Source organism: Microbacterium sp. 2FI, assembly GCF_005502885.1.
In the GTDB taxonomy this organism is placed as follows: domain Bacteria; phylum Actinomycetota; class Actinomycetes; order Actinomycetales; family Microbacteriaceae; genus Microbacterium.
The window spans coordinates 328,839-350,102 of record NZ_SCMR01000001.1 but is presented as its reverse complement, the minus strand read 5'-3'; the positions used below and the strand labels follow the sequence as shown (position 1 = coordinate 350,102).

General features: G+C 69.4%; 16 protein-coding genes, 1 tRNA gene and 1 other RNA gene. 9 read left to right on the top strand and 9 right to left on the bottom strand.

Annotated elements, in window-relative coordinates; genetic code table 11:
• Window positions 1–14: 14 nt before the first annotated feature.
• From FFS15_RS01630 to pta, 4 genes are read right to left on the bottom strand one after another with little or no spacing between them, the layout of a single operon-like run.
• A complete protein-coding gene (locus FFS15_RS01630; protein WP_137843242.1) occupies window positions 15–2,552 on the bottom strand; it encodes a glycosyl hydrolase family 65 protein in 2,538 nt (845 codons plus the stop codon).
• Window positions 2,549–3,277: a beta-phosphoglucomutase family hydrolase gene (locus FFS15_RS01625; RefSeq protein WP_137843241.1), complete on the bottom strand. Its 729-nt coding sequence runs from the start codon at window positions 3,275–3,277 to the stop codon at window positions 2,549–2,551. The genes FFS15_RS01630 and FFS15_RS01625 overlap by 4 nt, the downstream gene beginning before the upstream one ends.
• A 37-nt stretch (window positions 3,278–3,314) precedes the next feature.
• Window positions 3,315–4,565, bottom strand: coding sequence for an acetate kinase (locus FFS15_RS01620; protein WP_137843240.1), 1,251 nt, complete (start codon window positions 4,563–4,565; stop codon window positions 3,315–3,317).
• Window positions 4,562–6,700 (bottom strand): phosphate acetyltransferase, encoded by a 2,139-nt coding sequence (pta, locus tag FFS15_RS01615; RefSeq protein ID WP_137843239.1) that lies wholly within the window; start codon window positions 6,698–6,700, stop codon window positions 4,562–4,564. The genes FFS15_RS01620 and pta overlap by 4 nt, the downstream gene beginning before the upstream one ends.
• 35 nt (window positions 6,701–6,735) lie before the next feature.
• On the opposite strand from pta, the gene FFS15_RS01610 reads away from it, so the two are divergent.
• On the top strand, window positions 6,736–7,410 hold the full coding sequence (locus FFS15_RS01610; RefSeq protein WP_137843238.1) for an NUDIX domain-containing protein: 675 nt from the start codon (window positions 6,736–6,738) through the stop codon (window positions 7,408–7,410).
• Between the two features lie 10 nt (window positions 7,411–7,420).
• On the opposite strand, the gene ffs is transcribed toward FFS15_RS01610, so the two are convergent.
• The 3 genes from ffs to FFS15_RS01595 all read right to left on the bottom strand — a co-directional run bounded on the left by ffs (window position 7,421) and on the right by FFS15_RS01595 (window position 9,611).
• Window positions 7,421–7,517: signal recognition particle sRNA small type (ffs, locus tag FFS15_RS01605), an RNA gene on the bottom strand.
• Window positions 7,518–7,548: 31 nt separating this feature from the next.
• The gene (locus tag FFS15_RS01600) at window positions 7,549–9,156 is read right to left on the bottom strand and encodes a DUF5671 domain-containing protein (RefSeq protein WP_137843237.1); all 1,608 of its coding nucleotides are present in this window, start codon (window positions 9,154–9,156) and stop codon (window positions 7,549–7,551) included.
• Complete coding sequence (locus FFS15_RS01595; RefSeq protein ID WP_137843236.1) at window positions 9,156–9,611, bottom strand: hypothetical protein; 456 nt, start codon at window positions 9,609–9,611, stop codon at window positions 9,156–9,158. The genes FFS15_RS01600 and FFS15_RS01595 overlap by 1 nt, the downstream gene beginning before the upstream one ends.
• A gap of 181 nt (window positions 9,612–9,792) precedes the next feature.
• Here FFS15_RS01595 and FFS15_RS01590 point away from each other — a divergent pair, with 181 nt between their 5' ends.
• The 8 genes from FFS15_RS01590 to FFS15_RS01555 all read left to right on the top strand — a co-directional run bounded on the left by FFS15_RS01590 (window position 9,793) and on the right by FFS15_RS01555 (window position 18,523).
• A complete protein-coding gene (locus FFS15_RS01590) occupies window positions 9,793–10,800 on the top strand; it encodes a MoxR family ATPase (RefSeq protein ID WP_171013057.1) in 1,008 nt (335 codons plus the stop codon).
• 18 nt (window positions 10,801–10,818) lie between these two features.
• Window positions 10,819–12,066, top strand: a complete 1,248-nt coding sequence (locus tag FFS15_RS01585; RefSeq protein WP_137843235.1) for a DUF58 domain-containing protein — start codon at window positions 10,819–10,821, stop codon at window positions 12,064–12,066.
• Complete coding sequence (locus FFS15_RS01580; protein WP_137843234.1) at window positions 12,053–14,341, top strand: DUF3488 and transglutaminase-like domain-containing protein; 2,289 nt, start codon at window positions 12,053–12,055, stop codon at window positions 14,339–14,341. Before FFS15_RS01585 ends, FFS15_RS01580 begins: the two co-directional genes overlap by 14 nt.
• Window positions 14,342–14,366: 25 nt before the next feature.
• A tRNA-Ser gene (locus tag FFS15_RS01575) sits at window positions 14,367–14,454 on the top strand.
• 379 nt (window positions 14,455–14,833) lie between these two features.
• A complete protein-coding gene (locus tag FFS15_RS01570) occupies window positions 14,834–15,604 on the top strand; it encodes a hypothetical protein (RefSeq protein WP_137843233.1) in 771 nt (256 codons plus the stop codon).
• A gap of 83 nt (window positions 15,605–15,687) precedes the next feature.
• Entirely contained in the window at window positions 15,688–15,939 is a 252-nt protein-coding gene (locus FFS15_RS01565) for a hypothetical protein (RefSeq protein ID WP_137843232.1), read from the top strand.
• 146 nt (window positions 15,940–16,085) lie between these two features.
• Window positions 16,086–16,610 (top strand): flavodoxin domain-containing protein, encoded by a 525-nt coding sequence (locus FFS15_RS01560; RefSeq protein ID WP_137843231.1) that lies wholly within the window; start codon window positions 16,086–16,088, stop codon window positions 16,608–16,610.
• Between the two features lie 17 nt (window positions 16,611–16,627).
• Entirely contained in the window at window positions 16,628–18,523 is a 1,896-nt protein-coding gene (locus tag FFS15_RS01555) for a heavy metal translocating P-type ATPase (RefSeq protein ID WP_137843230.1), read from the top strand.
• Between the two features lie 24 nt (window positions 18,524–18,547).
• On the opposite strand, the gene FFS15_RS01550 is transcribed toward FFS15_RS01555, so the two are convergent.
• Window positions 18,548–20,608 (bottom strand): heavy metal translocating P-type ATPase, encoded by a 2,061-nt coding sequence (locus tag FFS15_RS01550; RefSeq protein ID WP_249353653.1) that lies wholly within the window; start codon window positions 20,606–20,608, stop codon window positions 18,548–18,550.
• Between the two features lie 23 nt (window positions 20,609–20,631).
• Entirely contained in the window at window positions 20,632–21,240 is a 609-nt protein-coding gene (locus FFS15_RS01545) for a DUF305 domain-containing protein (protein ID WP_137843228.1), read from the bottom strand.
• Window positions 21,241–21,264 lie beyond the last annotated feature (24 nt).

Genomic DNA, 21,264 nt, shown 5'->3' with positions numbered 1-21,264 from the left:
ACAACGGAGCGGGGTCAGGCATCGGCGCCGTGCTCGAGGTCGGCCATCCCCCCGACGATCGGGATCGAGGTCGTGACGGTCGGCACCGACGCCGACAGCAGCGAGCCGTCCTCACGACGCTGATCGGCGAACTGACGCAGCGACGGGCGCCCGGCGATGACCGGCCCCTGGCCGTCGAGCGGCACCACGACCTCTTCACCCGCGCCGACGACGTAGCCCGTGCCGCGCACGCTGAACCCGACAGGGTCGCCGTCACCGGCACGCACGCGCAGCTCGTCGCGCACGATCGAGACCTCGAGGCGCGTGCCGTGCCAGTGCAGCACGAAGGCGAGTTCGGGCCAGTCTGCGGGGAGCCTCGGATCGAACGAGAGCTCGCCGAAATGGTCGCGCATGCCGCCGAATCCCGAGACGAGCGCCGTCCAGACGCCGCCTGCAGAGGCCACGTGCACGCCGTCCGCCGCGTTGTGATGGAGGTCGGCGAGGTCGACGAAGATCGACTGCCGGAAGTACTCCAGCGCGAGGTCCTGGTAGCCGACCTCGGCGGCGAGGATCGCCTGCACGACAGCCGACAGCGTCGAATCGCCCGTGGTCAGCGGATCGTAGTAGTCGAAGTCGGCGAGCTTGTCCTCGGGCGAGAAGTGGTTGCCCTGAAGGAACAGCGCGAGCACCACATCGGCCTGCTTGAGCACCTGGTAGCGGTAGATCACCAGCGGATGGAAGTGCAGCAGCAGCGGGCGCTTGTCGGGCGGGGTGTTCTCGAGGTCCCAGATCTCGCGTTCGAGGAACACGTGATCCTGGGGATGGATGCCGAGGGCCGGGCTGAACGGGATGTGCATCGCCTCGGCGGCGCGCTCCCAGGCCTCGGGCTCACCGGGTTCGAGGCCGAGTCGTTCCACCGTCTTGCGGTAGACCTCGCCGTCCAGCTCGGCCATCTCGCGCACGGTGCGTGCTGCGAACCGCAGGTTGAAGCGGGCCATCACGTTCGTGAAGAGGTTGTCGTTGACGACGGTGGTGTACTCGTCCGGCCCGGTCACGCCGTGGATGTGGAACGTCTCGCCGACGCCGTCGATGTCGCCGTCGAACTCGCCCTCGACCGAGCGCCAGAATCCGAGGGTCGCCCACAGTCGCGCGGTCTCGACGGCGATGTCGACGCCTTCGCGGTGGAGGAACTCGACGTCGCCGGTCGCCCGCACGTACTTCGCCAGCGCGAAGCTGACGTCGGCGTTGATGTGGTACTGGGCGGTGCCCGCTGCGTAGTAGGCCGAGGCCTCTTCGCCGTTGATCGTGCGCCAGGGGAAGAGCGCGCCGTGCTCGTTCAGCTGGAACGCGCGCTTGCGCGCGGCGGGAAGCATGAGGTAGCGCATGCGCAGCGCGTTGCGTGCCCACAGCGGGGTCGTGTACGCGAGGAAGGGGAGCACGTAGATCTCGGTGTCCCAGAAGTAGTGCCCCGAGTAGCCCGACCCGGTCATGCCCTTCGCCGGCACGCCCTGCCCGTCGGCACGGGCCGAGGCCTGCGCGAGCTGGAACAGGCACCAGCGGGTCGCCTGCTGCAGGTCGGGGTGACCCTCGATGCGCACGTCCGAGCGCTTCCAGAACTCGCCCAGCCAGTGGCGCTGCCGGTCGTACTGGGCCTCGATGCCCTCGGTGAGGGCCCGGTCGAGCGTGCGGCGGCACCGGTCGACGAGCTCCCGCGCCGGCACTCCGCGAGAGGTGTGATAGCTGACGAGCTTCGTGACCGTCACCGGGACGCCGGCCTTCGCCTGCACGCGGAAGACGTTCTTGGCGATGTCGGGCTCGATGAGCGTGCGCGCCGTGTAGGCGTTCTCGGTCTCGACGACGTGGTCGGCGACGACGGCGAGCGTCATCCCCGACTCGCTCGCGCGATACGAGAGCGCCGAGCGCAGCTTGTCCTGCCAGAACTCCTGCGGCTGCAGCACACGCTCGTGGATGCGCTCGGCCTTGCGCGGATCGAAGCCGGCCTTCCGCGGCGCGGTCGGCGTGCCGCCGTAGACGTCCTCACCGTCCTGCCGGTTGATGACCTGGCAGCTGATCGTCACCGGGGCGTCGGCGTTGAGCACCGTCACCTCGAGGCGCATGATCGCGAGGTGCTTCTCCTCGAACGAGACGAGCCGGTCGTAATCGATGCACACGTCCTTGCCCGACGGTGTCGTCCACTCGATGCGACGCCGCAGCACGCCGTCGCGCATGTCGAGCGTGCGGGTGTAATCGCGGACGTCGGCGACATCGAGTGAGAGCGGCTCGTCGTCGACGTAGACGCGCATGACCTTCGCGTCGGGCGCGTTGATGATCGTCTGGCCGACCTCGGCGAATCCGTAGGCCTGCTCGGCGTGGCGGATCGGGAACGTCTCATGGAACCCGTTGATGAAGGTGCCGTGCTCGTGCTCGTGGCGACCTTCGGGCTCGTTCCCGCGGAGGCCCAGATAGCCGTTGGCGACCGAGAACAGCGTCTCGGTCACTCCCGCGTCATCCAGCGAAGGCGAGGTCTCGACGAGCCGCCAGGGGTCGACGGGGAACCGGTCGCGGTCGATCATGAGACGAACTCCTCCAGGTCCTGGACGACGAGATGCGCGCCGGCATCCAACAGCACCTGCGCACCCACGCCGCGATCGACGCCGACGACGAGCCCGAAACCGCCCGCCGCCGCCGACTGCACGCCGCTGAGCGCGTCCTCCACGGCTGCGCAGCGCGCCGGATCGACGCCGAGCATCCGCGCTGCCTCGACGAAGACGTCGGGCGCGGGCTTGGAGGCGAGGTGGTCGCGCTCTGCGATGACGCCGTCCATCACGACGGGGAACCGATCGCGGATGCCCGCGACCGCGAGCACCTCCTCGGCGTTCTTCGAGCTCGAGACGACCGCGATCGTCGTGCCGGCCGCTGCCAGGACGTCGAGCAGCGCGAGCGACCCGGGGTAGGGCGCGATGCCGTCTCCGCGCAGCACGCGCTCGAAGACGACGTTCTTGCGATTGCCGATGCCGCACACGGTGTCGGCGCTCGTCGGATCCGACGGGTCGCCCCACGGCACCTCGACGTCGCGCGAGCGCAGCAGGCTCGCGACGCCGTCGTAGCGTTTCTTGCCGTCGAGGTAGTCGAAGTAGTCGCGCTCGGTGTACGCGGGAGTGATCTCCCACGCCGCGAAGAGCTCTTCGAACATCGTCTGCCACGCGTGCATGTGCACTTCGGCCGTCGGCGTCAGAACACCGTCGAGGTCGAACAGCACGGCGTCGTAAGCGGTCAGATCGGGCAGGGCGTGGGTCACAGAACCTCCCGGCGAAGGGTGCGAGATGGGCGAGCCGTCATGCCAGCGTAGTGGCGACGCGGAGGGTCTGCCGCGCGATCTCGAGCTCCTCGTCGGTGGGGACGACCAGAACGGCGATCCGGGAGGAGTCGGTGGAGATCCTGCGCACTCCTCGCTCCGGCGCGAGATTGCGGGCAGGGTCGATCTCGACACCGGCGAAGCCCAGCTTCTCCAGCGCGTGGGCGCGCACGAGCGGGGCGTTCTCGCCCACGCCGGCGGTGAACGAGATGATGTCGGCGCCGCCGAGCTGGGCGAGGTACGCCCCGGCATAGGCTCGCAGGCGGTGGACGTAGACCTGGTAGGCCAGGAGCGCGTTCTCGTCGCCCGCAGCGATCGCATCCTTGATGTCGCGATGGTCCGACATGCCGGCGAGCCCCAGCATCCCGCTCCGCTTGTTGAGGAGGTCGTCGAGGTCGTCGATCGACATGTCCGCCCGCCGTGCCAGGTGGAAGATCACGGCCGGGTCGATGTCGCCCGAGCGCGTGCCCATCACGAGCCCCTCGAGCGGGGTCATCCCCATCGAGGTGTCGACCGATCGGCCGCCGTCGATCGCGGTCACCGACGCGCCGTTTCCGAGGTGGAAGACGATCTGCTTGAGCTCGGCAAGCGGGCGGCCGACGAATCGCGCTGCGGCCTCGCTCACGAACTTGTGCGAGGTGCCGTGGAACCCGTAGCGGCGGATGCGGTGCGCGGCCGCGAGCTCCGCATCGATCGCATACGTGTACGCGTCGGGGGCGAGGGTCTGATGGAACGCGGTGTCGAACACGGCAACGTGCGCGACGCCCGCGAATGCGGCCCGCGCCGCCACGATGCCCGCGAGGTTCGCCGGATTGTGCAGCGGCGCGAGCACTGACAGCTCGTCGATCGCGGCTTCGACGGGCGGCGTGATGAGCGTCGGCTCGAAGAACCGCGACCCGCCGTGGACGACGCGGTGCCCGACGGCGACGGGCGGCCGATCCTCGAGCGAGGGTCCGTGCTCGGCGAACGCCTCGAGCATCACGCGGAATCCGGCCGTGTGGTCGGGGATCGGCAGCTCGCGCGTGAAGGTCGCCTCCACCATCGCGGATGCCGGTCCCTCGCGCCGCGGATTGGCCACGGTGTGCTTGGCACGACCGGCGCCGCCCGCACCAGCCGAGCTCTCGCCGATGCGCTCGACGAGCCCGGAGGCGAGCGTCGTCTCGGCATCCATGTCGATGAGCTGGTATTTGAACGAAGACGACCCGCTGTTGACGACCAGCACGAGACTCACGAACCGACCCCCTGCGCCTGGATGGCGGTGATGGCGATCGTGTTGACGATGTCGTCGACGAGCGCGCCGCGCGAGAGGTCGTTGATCGGCTTGTTGAGGCCCTGCAGCACCGGGCCGATCGCGACCGCGCCCGCCGACCGCTGCACCGCCTTGTAGGTGTTGTTGCCGGTGTTGAGGTCGGGGAAGACGAACACCGTCGCACGCCCCGCGACCGCGGATCCGGGCATCTTCGCCGCGGCGACCGCGGCATCGGCGGCTGCGTCGTACTGGATGGGTCCCTCGACGGGCAGTTCGGGCGCGCGTTCGCGCACGAGAGCCGTCGCGTGGCGCACCTTCTCGACCTCGGCGCCCGATCCCGACTCCCCCGTCGAATACGACAGCATCGCGATGCGCGGCTCGATGCCGAACTGCGCGGCGGTCGCCGCCGACGAGACCGCGATGTCGGCGAGCTGCTCGCTGGTCGGGTCGGGGATCACGGCGCAGTCGCCGTAGACGAGCACACGGTCGGCGAGCGCCATGAGGAAGACGCTCGAGACCACCGAGACGCCGGGCTTCGTCTTGATGATCTCGAATGCGGGGCGAATCGTGTGCGCGGTGGTGTGCGCCGCCCCCGACACCATGCCGTCGGCGAGACCGAGGTGCACCATGAGCGTGCCGAAGTACGAGACGTCGGTCACCGTGTCGGCTGCCTGGGCGACAGTCACGCCCTTGTGCGCGCGCAGCTTCGCGTACTCGTCCGCGAACTTGTGGACGTGCACGGCATCGAAGGGCGAAAGCACCTCGGCGCCGGCGATGTCGATGCCGAGCTCGATCGCCCGCGCCCGCACCTCGAACGGCTCACCCAGGATCACGAGGTCGGCGATGCCGCGCTTGAGCACGGTGCCCGCGGCGCGGAGCACCCGGTCGTCGTCGCCCTCGGGCAGCACGATGCGCTTGCGCTCGGAGCGCGCGCGCTCGATCAGCTGGAACTCGAACATGAGCGGCGTGACGACGGTCGCGCGGGCGACGCCGAACGAGCGCAGCAGCTCGTCGGTGTCGACGTTCTGCTCGAACAGGGCGAGGGCCGTGTCGTATCGGCGCTGCGAGTCGGCCGCGAGGCGACCGCGGGTGCCCATGATCCTCACCGTCGTCTCGTAGGTGCCGAGTCCGGTCGTGATGATCGGCACGTTCGAGCCGAGTCCGTCGAGCAGCCGGGTGATGGGCTCGGGCAGCTCGAACCCGCCGTTGAGGACGATGCCCGAGATCGAGGGGAAGGTTCCCGACGCGTTCGCGAGGAGCGTCGCGAGCAGCACTTCCGAGCGGTCGGCCGGGATCACCACGACGGCGCCTTCGAACAGCCGCGGCAGCACGTTGACCATCGACATCCCGGCCACGACCACCCCGAGTGCTTCCCGCGTGAGCCGGTCGGGGTCGCCCGCCAGCAGTTCGCCGTCGACCGCGCGCATGATGCCGCGGATCGACGGTGCCACGAGGAACCGGTCCTCGGGGATCGCCCAGATCGGGATGCGCGATTCGGCTGCGCCGGGGACGGATGCCGCGACCGCCCGCGCGATGGCGTCGATCGTCTCGGCCGAGCGGTCGGGGTCGGCGCGATTCGCAACGACGGCGAAGAGCTCGGCACGGCCGTGGGCGAGTTCGGCCAGCGCGAGATCGGCGATCTGGCCCATCTCGGCGGGAGTGCGCGGGATCGACGAGCCGAGCTGCTCGGGCTGCCCCTGCGCGGCCCGACCGCCGATGACCAGCAGCACCGGCGCACCGAGGTTGGCCGCGATGCGGGCGTTGTAGGCGAGCTCGGCGGGACTGCCCACGTCGGTGTAGTCGCTGCCGACGATCACCACGGCGTCGCACTGCGCCTCGACCGCCTTGTAGCGCTCGACGATCGTGGCGAGCGCGGCCTCCGGATCGTGCCGCACATCGTCGTAGGTGACGCCGATGCACTCGTCGTAGGGCAGATCGACGCCGTCGTGGGCGAGCAGCATCTCGAGCACGTAGTCGGGCTCGACCGTGGATCGCGCGATGGCGCGGAACACCCCGACCCGGGGCGTGGCGTGACTCAGCGCCTGGAGCACTCCGAGGGCCACGGTGGACTTGCCCGAGTGCCCTTCCGCCGACGTGATGAAGATGCTGTGCGCCACAGCGACAGCCTATGGGCCCGGGTTACGCTCCGGGGATGACCGACCCCCGCGCCGGAAGAGATGTCCCCGATCACCGCGGCCGCACCGGACTCGATCGCACCGGCCGCGACCTCGATCGCAATCCCGATGTGCGGGTGACGGATGTCGAGCTCCTCGCAGCCGGCTGGCACGTGCTGCGACGCACCACGCTGGAGTACCGGGCGCCCTCGGGCCGGTGGGAGACGCAGCAGCGCGAGACCTACGACCGCGGCAACGGGGCGACGGTGCTGCTCTACGATCCCGACCGGCAGACCGTGCTGCTGACGCGGCAGTTCCGCTACCCGGTGTACGTCAACGACCATCCCGACGGGATGCTGATCGAGACCGCCGCCGGACTCCTCGACGACGACGATCCGGCGACCGCGATCCGGCGCGAAGCCGCTGAGGAGACCGGCGTCGAGGTCGGCGAGCTGGAGCACGTGTGGGACGTGTACATGAGCCCGGGATCGGTGACCGAGCGGATCCACTTCTTCGCCGCAGCCTACGACGGCTCGCTCCGAGACTTCGACCGCGGCGGCCTCGCTGAGGAGGGCGAGCACATCGACCTGCTCGAGCTCGACATCGACGTCGCTCTGGACATGGTTCGAGACGGCCGCATTCAGGATGCGAAGACCATCATGCTTTTGCAGTGGGCGGTGCTCGACGGGCCGTTCACTCGATCGGGGCGCTGACTCCCCGGAAAATTAAGACTCTCCGCGAACCCGGCAGAGCCTGGTTACCCTTGCTACGTTTCCGTCCTGGGGGAGTTGGCCTGGATGCCGCCTCGCGGAGAGCTGACGCAAGTCTAACCGCTCTCGCGCCGCCGCCGATCACTCGGCCAACGCGATCGCCTCGACATGCTCCTCCGACGCGATGACGAGCACGCGCGGTGCCGAGACGTCTCCGAGCGCCTCCAGGAAGACCGACAGCTCGGGGACCGCGCCGGGCTCGGCCGTCCGCCACACCGTCACCGGCGCTCCCGTGGCGCCTCGCAGCGCGGCGGCGAGCTCGGCCGGGTCGCCCGGCGCGACCAGGACGATGCGGCCGATCAGCTGCGTTCGCGCGGCGGCGGGCGCGAGCGCCCGGTCGCGTCGCCAGATCGCGAAGTGGTAGCCGAACACGAGGGCTGCAGCGCTCAGAAGTCCGAGCGGAACGCGAATGTGCTCGACGAGCCCGCGGTCCGCCGGCGCGAGCAGGAACTCGAAGACGCGGTAGCCGATGAGCAGAACCGTGACCAGCCCCACGATCGCGCTGGCGCCGAACACCGCGACGAGGTAGACGCGGCGCGCGGGGCTCGCTGCCTCGTCGGCGTCGATGGGGCGCTGCGGCCGCCACGCAAGCCACCACACGGGTCCGCCGACGACGAGGGCGCTGACGCCGCCGTAGAGCAGGATGCGCGGGTCGTCATCGACGAGCACCGCGGTGAGAGAAGCAAGCAGTGCGTTGACGATCACGCCGAAGCCGCTCGCAGCGAAGACGAGGCCGATCGCCGACACCACGAGGCGCCCGGCGCGACGAGCGGCGGGGGCTCGGCCGGCGAGGACGCCGCCGAGATGGACCCATACCAGCCCGCCCACAAGCGCAGACGCGATGGCCGTGTCGAGCGACGCGAGCGCCTGAACCGGCGGCTCCCCCGTGAAGAGCACCCGCAGCACGATGTGCAGCACCGTGCCGACACCGATGACGGTGGTCGCCGCTGCGGCCCCCAGCAGGATCGCGAGCAGCACGTTCCCGAACATGCTCGCGTCGTCCTTCGCGCGGTCGCGCACCCAGTGCCACCACCACACGAGAGCGCCGATCGCAAGCCAGATGAGCGCCTGCAGCACGGCGATCGCCCAGTGCCGGGAGCCGATCATGCTCATCGTCACCGTCGTCAGCGCCTCGGCGATCAGCGCGGCCAGAGCCGTGATCATCGCCGCGGCGCCGACCGCCAATCCATAGACGGCGGCGAGGTCGATCGGCAGGAGGTGCAGGCGCGTCGGCGCGGTGCGGGGGCTCCGCCACATCCACCGATGCCAGACCCAGACGAATGCCCACACGACGGCGGTCGCCAGCGGCCCCGGCCGGAACTCGCCGTCGACGGCATCCGACGCCGTCGATGCGAGCGCCGCCGTCGCGGTGATGAGCGCGGTGAGGTACATGAGCGCGACATACAGCGCCCACAGCAGCGATGCGCGCTCGTCGTCCCGCGCAAGCAGGCGCCGCTGCCACCACCACAGGAGCCCCGCCAGCGGCACTCCGATGAGCGCGAACGCGAGCGACAGCGCGAGCCCGGTGTCGCCGCCGGCGAGCGATCGCCCGGCGCCGAGCACGCGCTCGAGCAGTCCGCTCACGCCGGTCGCGCCGATGGCGACGAGGGCGAACAGGATGCCGAGAAGGATGAGGCGGCGCACGACCGTGCCCGCGCGAGCCGTCGACGTCGGCCCCGCGCCCGACATCACCGCGCTCCTTCGACGCAGAGCGCCAGCTGCCACGGTGCGAACTCGATGAGCCAATCGCCGCCGATGCGGCGCAGCTCGAACTCCTCGTCGCTGTCGTACTCGTCGCTCCCGAGCAGTCCCGACCCGTACACCTCGGTGACGATCACCTCGACCCGGGCGGTGTCGTCCGCCTGGCTGGTCGCAACGAGCGTCACGCGCGTGTCGTCCGCGTCGGGAGCCAGGCGCTCGCACGCATCCGCCACGTCGGGCACGAGGTAGGTGAGGGCTTCCTCGACGTCGCCGTCGACGACCGCCTGCGAGTACAGCTGAACGACGCCCTCGGGACTGTCGGGATCGTATTCGGGCGGCGCAGAGCGCGCGAGGACGGCGACGAGGGCGATAACCACGACCAGCCCGATCGCGGCGAGGAGCGCGATGAGCGGCACACGGGATCGTCGGGCGTCGTCGCTCATGGTCACATCATGCACCTTGTCGGCGGCTCGACGCCGTCGATACGGCGCCGATCCCGCCCAGCACACTCCCAGACCCACGACGACGCTGCGGTTGTTACGATCGACGGGTGGGCGACGGTGCCCGCACTCACCCGCCGATCCGCCCGATCCAGGCGGTCCGAGGAGGTCGCACGTGGTCGATATCGCGCTGACGGATGCTGCACCCGATGCGTCGGGGGCGCTGACCGCCGAGGGCTTCGCGCGCACGACCGACGCGATCCTGGCGTCAGTGGGCCGCGTGATCGACGGCAAGCCCGAGGCCGTGCGCAGCGCGCTGGTGTGCCTGCTCGCCGAGGGGCACCTGCTCATCGAGGATGTGCCGGGTGTCGGCAAGACGATGCTGGCGCGGGCACTCGGGGCATCCGTCGACGCCACCGTCCGCCGCATCCAGTTCACGCCCGACCTGCTGCCGGGAGACGTGACCGGCGTGAGCGTGTTCAACCCGGTCGATCGCGAATTCGAGTTCAAGTCGGGAGCGATCTTCGCCAACATCGTCATCGCCGACGAGATCAACCGCTCCTCACCCAAGACCCAGTCGGCTCTGCTCGAGGCGATGGAAGAGGGACAGGTCACCGTCGACGGGCGCACGCACATGCTCCCCGAGCCGTTCTTGGTCGTGGCGACCCAGAATCCGCTCGAGATGGAGGGCACGTACGCACTCCCCGAGGCTCAGCGCGACCGCTTCATGATGCGCATCTCGATGGGGTATCCGGACGCACAGTCCGAAGCGCTCATGCTCCGCCAGCGCGAGACGGCGAACCCGCTCGACGAGATCACGCCGGTGGCCACGGCCGACCAGATCACCGACCTCGTCGCGTGGGCGCGTGCCGTGCACGTCTCACCGCCGATCGAGGACTACGCCGTCGCTCTCGCGCACGCCACGCGCACGCACTCCGATCTGCGTCTCGGCGCCAGCCCTCGCGCGACGCTGCAGCTCGTGCGGGCGGCGAAGGTGTGGGCGTCGCTGGACGGCCGCGGCTTCGTGATCCCCGACGACATCACGGCACTGCTCGTCCCCGTCTTCGCCCACCGCCTCATCCCGACGCGGTCTGCGGGCGGCGCACGCGCGCGGAACACCGCGGAGGCGATCGCCTCGATCCTCGAGCGCATCGCCGCGAACGTGCGCGTGCCGATCGCCGCGCGCCAATGAGACGGTGACGGTACCGCGATGAGACGCCTGTGGCCCCTGACCGTGCGAGGTACGGGCGCGCTCGTCCTCGCTGTGGTCTGCTTCGTGCTCGCCGGCGAGATCGGCGTCGTCGAACTGATGTACTTCGGCATCCTGCTGCTCGCCGTCGTCGGTGCGAGCGTCGCGTCGCTCTACCTCACCCGACGCTCCGACAGGGTCACGCGTTCGCTCTCGCCCGACGTCGCGACGGTCGGGCGCGAGGCGCTCGTCTCGGTGCGGGCGGGCGTGCGCACCGCCGTTCCGACGCCTCCGGGCACCTGGCACGACGCTCTGCCGAAGGGGCTCTCCGGAAGAGCCGAGGGCGTCTTCCCGGCGCTGGGCTCAGGGCTCCGGCGCAGCGAACGCGTCGTCGACCTTTCGTACACCGTTCGGGGTGTGAAGCGCGGCATCCACTCGATCGGGCCGCTCCGGGTGCGAACGAGCGACCCCTTCGGTCTGGCCAGGCGCAGCACCGTTTTCGGCGAGCGCACCTCGGTCGTCGTGGCACCGGCGATCGTCGACCTGCCGCCCCTCACCGATTTCGCGGGCGCTGCGGGCGGCACCCTCCACACCACGACCAATCAACTCGGGCAGGGCGCCGACAACCTCGTCGCGCGGCCCTACGTGTCGGGCGATTCGATGCGCCGCATCCATTGGCGCGCGACCGCGCACCGCGACGAGCTGATGGTGCGGCAGGAGGAGCAGGAGTCCACCCCCGAAGCGAGCGTCGTGCTCGATCTGTGCGTGCTGCGGTGGTCGGTCGAGGCGATGCAGGCGCCGGGCGCCGACCCCGGCTTCGAGACCGCGGTGTCGGTATGCGTTTCGGCCGTCGCACGCCTCGTCCACGACGGGTACGCGGTGGAGGTGATCGACACCGAGGGCACCGTGCTCGTCGAGCGCATCGACGGCGGAGACATGGTCGAGGTCGAGGCCCTGCTCACGCAGTTCGCCACGCTCACCGCACGCCGCGACGACAGCCTGGCCAAGCTGTCGCGCCTGTTCGCGGGAGTCATGACCGGACCCGTGATCCTCATTGCGGGGCGCTTCGATCCGGCCGACGCCGCCCTCATCGGCCCGGTCGCGCACCACAGTGCGCTGCCGATGCTGATGGCGGTCGCACCGGTGGGCGACGCGCTCGATCGCGCAGCCGACCACGGCTGGCGCGTCGCCGCGATCGATCCCGAGGCCGACATCGCCGTGGCGTGGTCGAGTGCCGTCGGCCGGGGTGTGAGTCATGTCGTCGGCTGAACGGCGCGCCGCGACTCTGCGAGGCGGCGAGTGGGTGCTCGCCGTCGCCATTCTTGCGGCTCTCGTCGCCGCGCTCCTCCCCGTTCTCGGCGTGGTCGAACCCGGCGCGTGGCTGCTCGGCGCCGTCGTCCTCGCCGCCCTGATCCTCGCCGCTGGATTCATCGCTCGAAGTTTCCGTCTGCCCGCCGTCGCCGTGAGCCTCATCGAGGCGGGTGTGTGGGTCGGGTTCATGTCGATCGTGTTCTTCCGCGATTCGGCGATGCTCTGGCTCATCCCGACGCCCGAGACCGTGCGCGCGGTTCCGGGTCTGTATCAGGACGGCGTCGACGAGATCGTTCTCGGAGCCGCTCCCCTCGAGTCGACGGTCTCGCTGTCGTTCTTCATCGTCGGCGCGATGGGCCTGCTCGCGATCATCATCGACCACGTCGTCGTGACGGCGCGGATGCCGCTCCTCGCGTCGATCGGGATCGTTGCGGTCTCGCTGATCCCGGCGATCGCCGTGCCCACCGACGTGGATGTGATGGCGTTCGTCTTCCTCGCAGCTTCGATCCTCTTCCTCATCCGACTCGAGACGCGGTCCCGCGAGAAGCCGCTCGAACGGGACGCCGAGCGCAGTGCGGGCGTGCCTGCGACCGCGATCGGGATCGGCGCGATCGCCGTCGTCATCGCCGTCGTCGCGACGCCGCTCTTCCCCCAGCCGATCCTCCGCGCCGGCTCAGGACTCGGCCCGGGCCACGGAATCGACGCGACGCTGCAGCTCGGCGACGACTTGCGGCGACCGCAGGAGGTCGACGTGCTGCTCGTGCGCAGCGACGCCCCGACCTCTCCCTACCTGCGCGCGACGACGCTGTCGCGCTTCGAGGGCGGGGTGTGGGAGCCCGATCGCGTGCGCACCGTGCCCCTCGAAGCCGACTACGCACTCGGTCCCCTCGACCTCGACGCCGACATCCGCATATCGGTGTACACGACGAGCATCGAGGTGCTCAACCTCAACTCGACCTACCTGCCGGTGTCGTACCCCGCCGTCGCGGTGACGGGACTCGACGGCCGATGGGGCGCTGTGCCGTACAACCGCACCGTCATGTCTCAGGCGGGCTCGACGCAGGGACAGACCTACGAGGTGGTGACGAATCAGCCTCGACCCACGCTCGAGCAGATCCGCGCCATTGACGCGGTCGCCGCCGACGCGCGCGACGAGACGACCGAGCTCCCCTCCGATCTTCCGGCGAACATCCTCGAGCTCGCACTCGAACAGACGGCCGGCACGACCAACGACTACGACGCGCTGGTGAAGCTGCAGAGCTGGTTCCGCGGCGGCGCGTTCCGCTACTCGCTCGAGGCGCCGGTCGAAGACGGCTTCGATGGTTCGGGCGCCGAGGCGGTCGGACAGTTCCTCGAACGGCGCGAGGGGTACTGCGTGCACTTTGCATCGGCGTTCGCGCTCATGGCACGCACGCTCGAGATGCCGTCACGCATCGTCGTGGGCTACCTTCCCGGCACGGCCAATGGCGAGATCGTGGACTCAAAGCCCGTCTTCACGGTGAACAGTTCACTGGTGCACGCGTGGCCCGAGGTGTACTTCGAGGGCATCGGCTGGATTCCGTTCGAGCCCACCGCAGGCCTCGGCAATCCGACCTCGTTCTCCCCCGCTGCCGCGCTCCCCGGTCAGGCCGGTGACCCGCAGTCCCCCACCCCCGGAGCGACGCCGACCCCCACGTCGACGCCCGGGGCGAACCCGAACGACCTCCTCAACCCGCGCGACGACGAGGCATCCGGACCGGCGGTCGGGGCTGCCAACCCCCTGCCGATGGCGGGTGTGGTGATCGGCATCCTGTTCCTGCTCGCACTGCCCGCCGTGTGGCGCGAGGTACGTCGTCGTCAGCTGCTCTCGGCCGCGGCCGGCGGAGACGCCGCATCGGCGTGGACGATGGTTCAGGACGCCGCGATCGACGTGGGCATCGCGGTGCCGGCGAGCGAGTCGCCGCGGGCTTTCGCCGCGCGACTCATCGACGAGGGAGCCCCGCCCGATGCCGTCGCGGTGCTGCTCACCGCCATCGAGCGGGCGTCGTATGCTCCGACGGCCGGCGGGCGCGACTTCTGGCTGGGCGATGCGACCGGGGATGCCGCGACCGCAGTCCGCGCCACGCTCCTCGCCGCCGCACCGCCGTCTCGGCGCGTGCTCGCGGTCATCGCTCCGAGATCGCTCATCGTGCGACCCGGCAGCGTCTACGCCGGGGGCGGCACTGCGGCAAAGGCACCGACCAGGTCGGGGTAGGATGTCTACGGCCCTCCGGGGCCGTGGAGGATTCGCCTAGTGGCCTATGGCGCACGCTTGGAAAGCGTGTTGGGTGAAAGCCCTCAGGGGTTCGAATCCCCTATCCTCCGCCACACCGATCCCGTGTCTTGATGGGATTCTTCGTCCATCGATTCCGCGTGACGGCTTCGTGCTTCGGCATTCCGCGGCCCCGAGACTCCGCCCTGGCCGATCGCTGATTCACTGAGGTGACAGCAGCAGCGGTGCGCAGCGCGGCCTTCCGAGCGATCCTCGTGCATCGTTCCGCCATTAGATGAGTCCGTATCGCGTCTCTATCACGCCGCTATGTGCCGTTTGCGTGCGTATAGATTGCTGATAGGATGCCTCAGTAAGTGCCGACACCGTCAGGCATTGAGCTCACCGCCTCGCGGAATGCGGAGCGGCAGCGGCTCCGAACGAGCAGACCGATAGCCTCGCCGCGCCTGCCATCCCACCAACCATGGAGTTGTCACTTTGCACACTAAGAAGTCCCGAGCCGTCGCTGTCGTCGCGCTATCCTCCGCGCTCGCGCTGGCGGCGTCGCCTGCTCTGGCCGCGACCAGCCCCTACCTCACCGACTTCACCGGAGTCACGATCGACACGGCGACGGAGCCGCTTGCCGACTCCTGGCGGATGACCGGTGGCTACGACGCCACGATCACCGACGGCTACGACCCGGCGCTGCGGGTCACCAACGCGGTGACGTCCGGCAGCTTCGGCGACCAGCTGTTCAGCCCCACCCTCGACCTCCCGGCTACCGAGTCCGGAGCGGCGAGCACCTTCACCGCGTCCTTCGTGCTCGAGCCCGTCGCGTTGCAGCCCGGCCTGCGGGTGACCGTCAGCCCCGACAACGGTCAGGGCGGTCGCGGTGGCTTCCTCGCGATCGAGCACACGACGACCGGTCTCAACCTGGTGACTCAGGGGTCGTCCTTCGACGCTGCAGGCGAGCTCCGCTGGGACACCAAGGTGGTGGCCAGCGACCTGGACGTCACGAAGCCCCATACCGTGAAGCTCAAGCTCATCAAGAAGCCTGACACGAAGAAGTCGACCAACAACGACGTCTTCTCGGTCCAGGTCGACGGCAAGCCCGTCAAGAACACCACGTTCGAGGCCTACTACGAGGCAACCGGCGAGGGCGACTACAAGACCGACACGCTGCTGTTCCGTTTCAGCGGCGTGGCGCAGCCGAGCCTCGTCGCCGGCGACGGCCTGCTGATCGACGACGTCAGCATCGCGACCTCCTGACCCGACGCAACACCCCGCGAACAGGAGGGCTCACCGATACGGTGAGCCCTCCTGTTCGCGGCATTGCGGGTACCGTCATGGGTATGCCGCGCCCGTATGGAGAACCTGTTGAGGTAGTCACCGAACCCATCCCCGCCCAATCACCGTTCATCCCCTCGGATGCGAAGATCGTCGTCGGAGTGGTCGCACCGGCATCGCCCGGCCCGATCCCGATCGTGTTGCTCCCCGGCTTCGAGTACCGGATGCGCGAATGGCGGCATCCCACCACCCACGAGATCCATTGGCGGCTCGAGCGCAGGAAGTCGACCTTGCCACCTGGCGACTCCGACGACTGAGACGCTCAGTACGCACCCGTCGAGTGAGGACCTCGAGTAGGAGCGCATCGTCACGAACGCGGCGCACTCGACGGGACGTTCGACCCATGTCGCGTCCGCGCAGCCGATGAGACTCAGGATCACCGGTCCAGCGAAGGAAGCACGCCATGAACGCACTCGTCGTGTATGAATCCATGTTCGGCAACACCCGCACGATCGCAGAAGCCATCGCCGATGGGCTCAGGTCTGCGGGAGTCGATGTCACCGTGAGCCTCGCCTACGACGCTCCCGCCGATCTCAGCGACTACGCGCTGGTCGTCGTGGGCGCCCCCACACATGCACACGGCCTTCCCCGCACGACGTCGCGCAACGAGGCCGTCGCGTGGGCGGCGGACCCGGCCAAGAATCTGCTGCTCGAGCCGATGGCTCAGGCCACCGGCGTGCGCGAGTGGCTCGCGCGCATGATGCTCGTCGGCGATCCCCACTTCGCCGTCTTCTCCACACGCGCGGACATTCCGTGGATCTTCTCCGGCGACGCATGCAAGGCCATCGCGAAAGGACTCCGCAAGCGCCTCGCGCAGGTCGACAGCCACTCCGACTTCCTCGTCGGGCTCGACAATCGGCTCGTCGAGGGCGAGGAGACTCGCGCCCGCGAATGGGCGAACGGACTCGTCCCGCTCCCGATCGCCTGAGAGCGGACGTCGATTCGATGACCGTGCCTGCGGCCCCTGTCGCCGAACCCGTGGGGACGAACCGCGCCGCGGCCGGTGCGATTCGTGCCGCAACCGTGATTCGGCGATTCCCCTGGGTTGCGGCCACCGTAGGGGTAGCGATACTCGGCGGCGCGCTCTCGCTCAGCGCGGGTCCCGCGACAGGCGAGCGGATCGTGACGGCCTACGTGATCCTCATGGCCGCTCGCTCCGCGTGGGCGATGGTCCGGATGCTGCGCACCGGCGCATTCGGCGTGGACATCATCGCCGTGACGGCGATCGTCGCCGCCGTTCTCGTCGGAGAGACATGGGCAGCACTGGTCATCGTGCTGATGCTCACGACGGGACAGGCACTCGAGAGCTACGCGGAGCACCGCGCGCGACGAGACCTGACCGACCTGCTGGCCCGGAACCCGCAGATCGCGCACCGCGTGCGACCCGACCGAACAATCGAGGATGTGGGGGTCGGCGACATCGTTCCCACGGATCGGGTGCTGGTCCGGGCGAACGAGGTGGTGCCCGTCGACGGCCTCCTCATCGACCGCTCAGGCGTCTTCGACGAATCCTCGCTGACCGGTGAGAGCCTGCCCGTGGACAAGGTCGCGGGAGACGAAGTCCTCAGCGGGTGCATCAACGGCTCGGCATCCGTCACCCTCGAGACCACCCGCACCGCGAAGGACAGTCAATACCAGCAGATCGTCGCCCTCGTCGAGAGCGCCGCGAACAGCAAAGCCCCCATGGTGCGACTGGCCGATCGCTTCGCGCTGCCGTTCGCCCTCGCCGCCTACGCGATCGCCGCGCTCGCGTGGTGGCTCTCCGGCGACCCCGCACGCTTCGCGGAGGTGCTGGTCGTGGCGACGCCCTGTCCGCTGATCATCGCCGCCCCCGTGGCGTTCATGGCCGGCATGAGCCGATCCGCTCGCGACGGCGTCATCATCCGCAGCAGCTCGACTCTCGAGAAGCTGCATCGCGTGCGCGCGTTCGCCTTCGACAAGACCGGAACGCTGACCCGAGGAGAGCCGGCCCTCGTCGAGGTCCGCACCGAGGACGACCGGTCGACCGACTCGCTGCTTCGATTCGCCGCGTCCGTGGAATCGAACTCGACGCACACACTGGCGCGGGCGATCCTGAGAGGCGCGAGCGATCGAGGGATCACCCTCCTCGAGTCCGAAGACGCGGAAGAGGCGACCGGACGCGGCGTCACGGCATATGTCTCAGGGCGCGTCGTCGCGGTCGGCAAGCGGGACTTCATCGATCGACACGTCGGACGCGCCATCGCTCGCGCGGAGCTCGCCAGCGGCGAAATGGCGACGTACGTGGCGATCGACGCAGAGTTCGCGGGGGTGCTCGTCTTCCGCGATGAGGTCCGAGCGAATGCCGCGACGACGGTGGCTGCTCTGCGCGCGGCCGGCGTCGACGACGTGGCGATGCTCACCGGGGATGACCGTGCGACCGCGGATCACATCGCCGCCGAGGTCGGCATCATCGACGTCCACGCGAACTGCCTGCCGATCGACAAGGTCGCGTTCGTCTCCCACGCTCGGAAGCGCCCGATCGCCATGGTCGGCGACGGCGTCAACGACGCGCCGGTGCTCGCGGCGGCCGACATCGGGATAGCCATGGGCGCCCGCGGCGCGACCGCCGCCAGCGAGGCAGCCGACATCGTCGTGCTTCCCGACGACATCGGACGGATCGCGGATGCTGTCACGATCGGCCGACGCACGGTCGACATCGCCCTGCAGGCGATCTGGATCGGCATCGGGCTCAGTCTGATCCTCATGCTGCTGGCTGCATTCGGCCTCGTGCCCGCCATCGTCGGCGCCTGGCTGCAAGAGGCCATCGACGTCGTCGCCATTCTCTGGGCCCTGCGCGCGACGCGCACGCGGCTTGCATGAGATGGGCGCGCGACGCACCGACGATCACGTTCGACCACCGAGAATGGTCCGCGCGCTCGTATCCGGTCGCAGGTCCAGGCGCCGGAGCAGCTGCGCGTTGAGCGCCACCACGATCGTGGACAGCGACATGAGGATGGCGCCGACCGACATCGGCAGCACGAACCCGAACGGCGCGAGCACACCCGCTGCGAGAGGTACGGAGATCAGGTTGTAGCCGGCCGCCCACCACAGGTTCTGCTTCATCTTGCGGTAGCTCGCGCGGGAGAGCTCGATCACCGAGAGCACGGAGCGCGGGTCGTCACTGGCGAGGATGACACCGGCCGAGGCGATCGCGACGTCGGTGCCGGCGCCGATCGCTATGCCGACATCGGCCTGCGCGAGCGCCGGTGCGTCGTTGACGCCGTCTCCGACCATCGCGACCTGTCGGCCCTCGTGCTGCAGCTCAGCGACCTTCGCGGCCTTGTCCTCTGGTCGAACCCCGGCGAAGACGCGATCCACGCCCAGATCACTGCCCACGGACTGCGCGACCGCTTCGGCGTCGCCGGTGATCATGACCACCAGGACTCCGAGCCTGTGGAGGGCATCGACAGCCTGGCGCGACTCGGGGCGGATCTCGTCGGCGAGCTTCACACCCCCGATCACCACGCCGTCGCGCACGACGTGGAGGATGATCGCGCCCTCCTCACGCCACTCCGCAGCAGCGGCGACCTCACGCACCCCCGATTCCTCGAGCAGGCGTGGCCCGCCGACCCGGATCTGCCGTCCCTGCACCATCGCGACGACGCCGACCGCGGGCGAGGATGAGAATGCGGATGCCGTGCTCACGGCGAGTCCGCGGGTTTCGGCCGCGCGCACGATCGCCTTCGCCAGCGGATGCTCGCTGTCGGCCTCGGCGGCCGCCGCGAGGGTCAGGATCGCGTCGACGTCAAGGTCGCCGACTGCGACGACGTCGGTGACCGTCGGTTCGCCCTTCGTGAGCGTGCCGGTCTTGTCGAAGAGCACCGTTTCGATCGAGCGCATGCGCTCGAGCGCGAGCCGGTCTTTGACGAGCACTCCCCCGCGGGCCGCGCGTTCGGTCGCGATGGCGACGACGAGCGGGATCGCGAGACCGAGCGCGTGAGGGCAGGCGATGACCAGCACCGTGATGGTGCGGACCACGGCGGCGTCGGGGTCGCCGAGCAGCGTCCAGACGATCGCCGTGAGCGCGGCGGCGACGAGCGCGAACCAGAAGAGCCATCCGGCTGCACGATCGGCGATCCGCTGAGCGCGCGATGTGGAGTTCTGCGCCTCGGCGACGAGCCGCTGGATGCCTGCGAGGGCGGTTTCGTCGCCGGTGGCGGTGACCGCCACACGGAGTCCGGAGTCGGTGGCGACCGTGCCCGCTGTGACCGCGTCGCCGATGCCGCGTGTGACGGTCCGAGACTCTCCGGTGACCATGGACTCGTCCATCTCCGCGCGCCCGTCGACGATCCTTCCGTCGCCCGGCACGCTCCCGCCCGGTCGCACGACGACGACGTCGCCGACCCGAAGTTCGGAGGGCGACACGGTCACGACCTGATCGCCGTCGACGCGTTCAGCCTCGTCAGGCAGAAGCGCCGCGAGCGAATCCAGCGCCGACGTGGTCTGTGCCAGCGACCGCATGTCGATCCAATGGCCGAGCAGCATGATCACGATCAGGAGGGCGAGCTCCCACCAGAACTCCAGCTCATGATCGAGGAGCCCCAGACTCGCGCCCCAGGAGGCGACGAAGGCGACGGAGATCGCGAGGCCGATCAACAGCATCATCCCGGGCGTTCTGGCTCGCAGTTCACCGACCGCGCCTGCGAGGAACGGACGGCCGCCCCAGAAATACATGACCGTTCCGAGTACCGGCGAGATCAGGTTCACCCCGGGGAACTCCGGCAGCGTGTAGCCGATCAGCATCGCGAACATGCTCGAGAATCCGACGACCGGGACGGCGAGGATCAGGTTGATCCAGAACAGGCGCCGGAACTGCGCGACGTGGTCGGCGCCGTGGCCCGCATGGGCGTTGTGCCCGCCGTCGTGAGCCGCCGGCGCGGCGTGATCTGGGTCGCCGCCGGCCATGTCGTGAACCGCGTGTGGATCGGTCATGGCTCGAGCAGCTCCTGCATCGTGGCGATCTCGGCAGTCTGCGAGGCGATGATCTGCTGGGCCAGGGCGAGCACATCGGGGTCGGCCCCGTCGTCGAGCTCGTCTTCGGCCATCTCGATGGCGCCCACGTGATGCTCGATCATCTGCTCCAGGAAAAGGCGCTCCGCCGCTGTGCCCTCCGCGGCATCGAGAGCCGCGATGTCGTCGTCCGACATCATGCCGTCACCGTGGTCCATGCCGCCCATCCCGCCCGAGGACGGCATGCCCCAGTCATCGAGCCAGCTCTTCATCAGCTCGATCTCGGGGCCTTGGGCCTCCTTGATCTGCTGGGCGAGATCGAGGACGCGCTGATCGACGCCCTGCTCGGCGAGGATCAGGTCGCTCATCTCGATCGCCTGCTCGTGGTGCGGGATCATCATCATCGCGAACATCGCATCCGCGGCGTTGGACTCTTCCCGGGCAGCGGCGGGTGGCGACGACGAATCGCTCCCGTACCCCATACCCGGCATCCCGTCGCCGTTCCCTGCGTTCATCGTGCAGCCGGCGAGCGCGAGCGCGATCACCACCGGCGCGGCCGCGAACGCGGCCTTGCGAGTCTTCTTCATTTCCTCTGTCCTTTGAGATCGAAT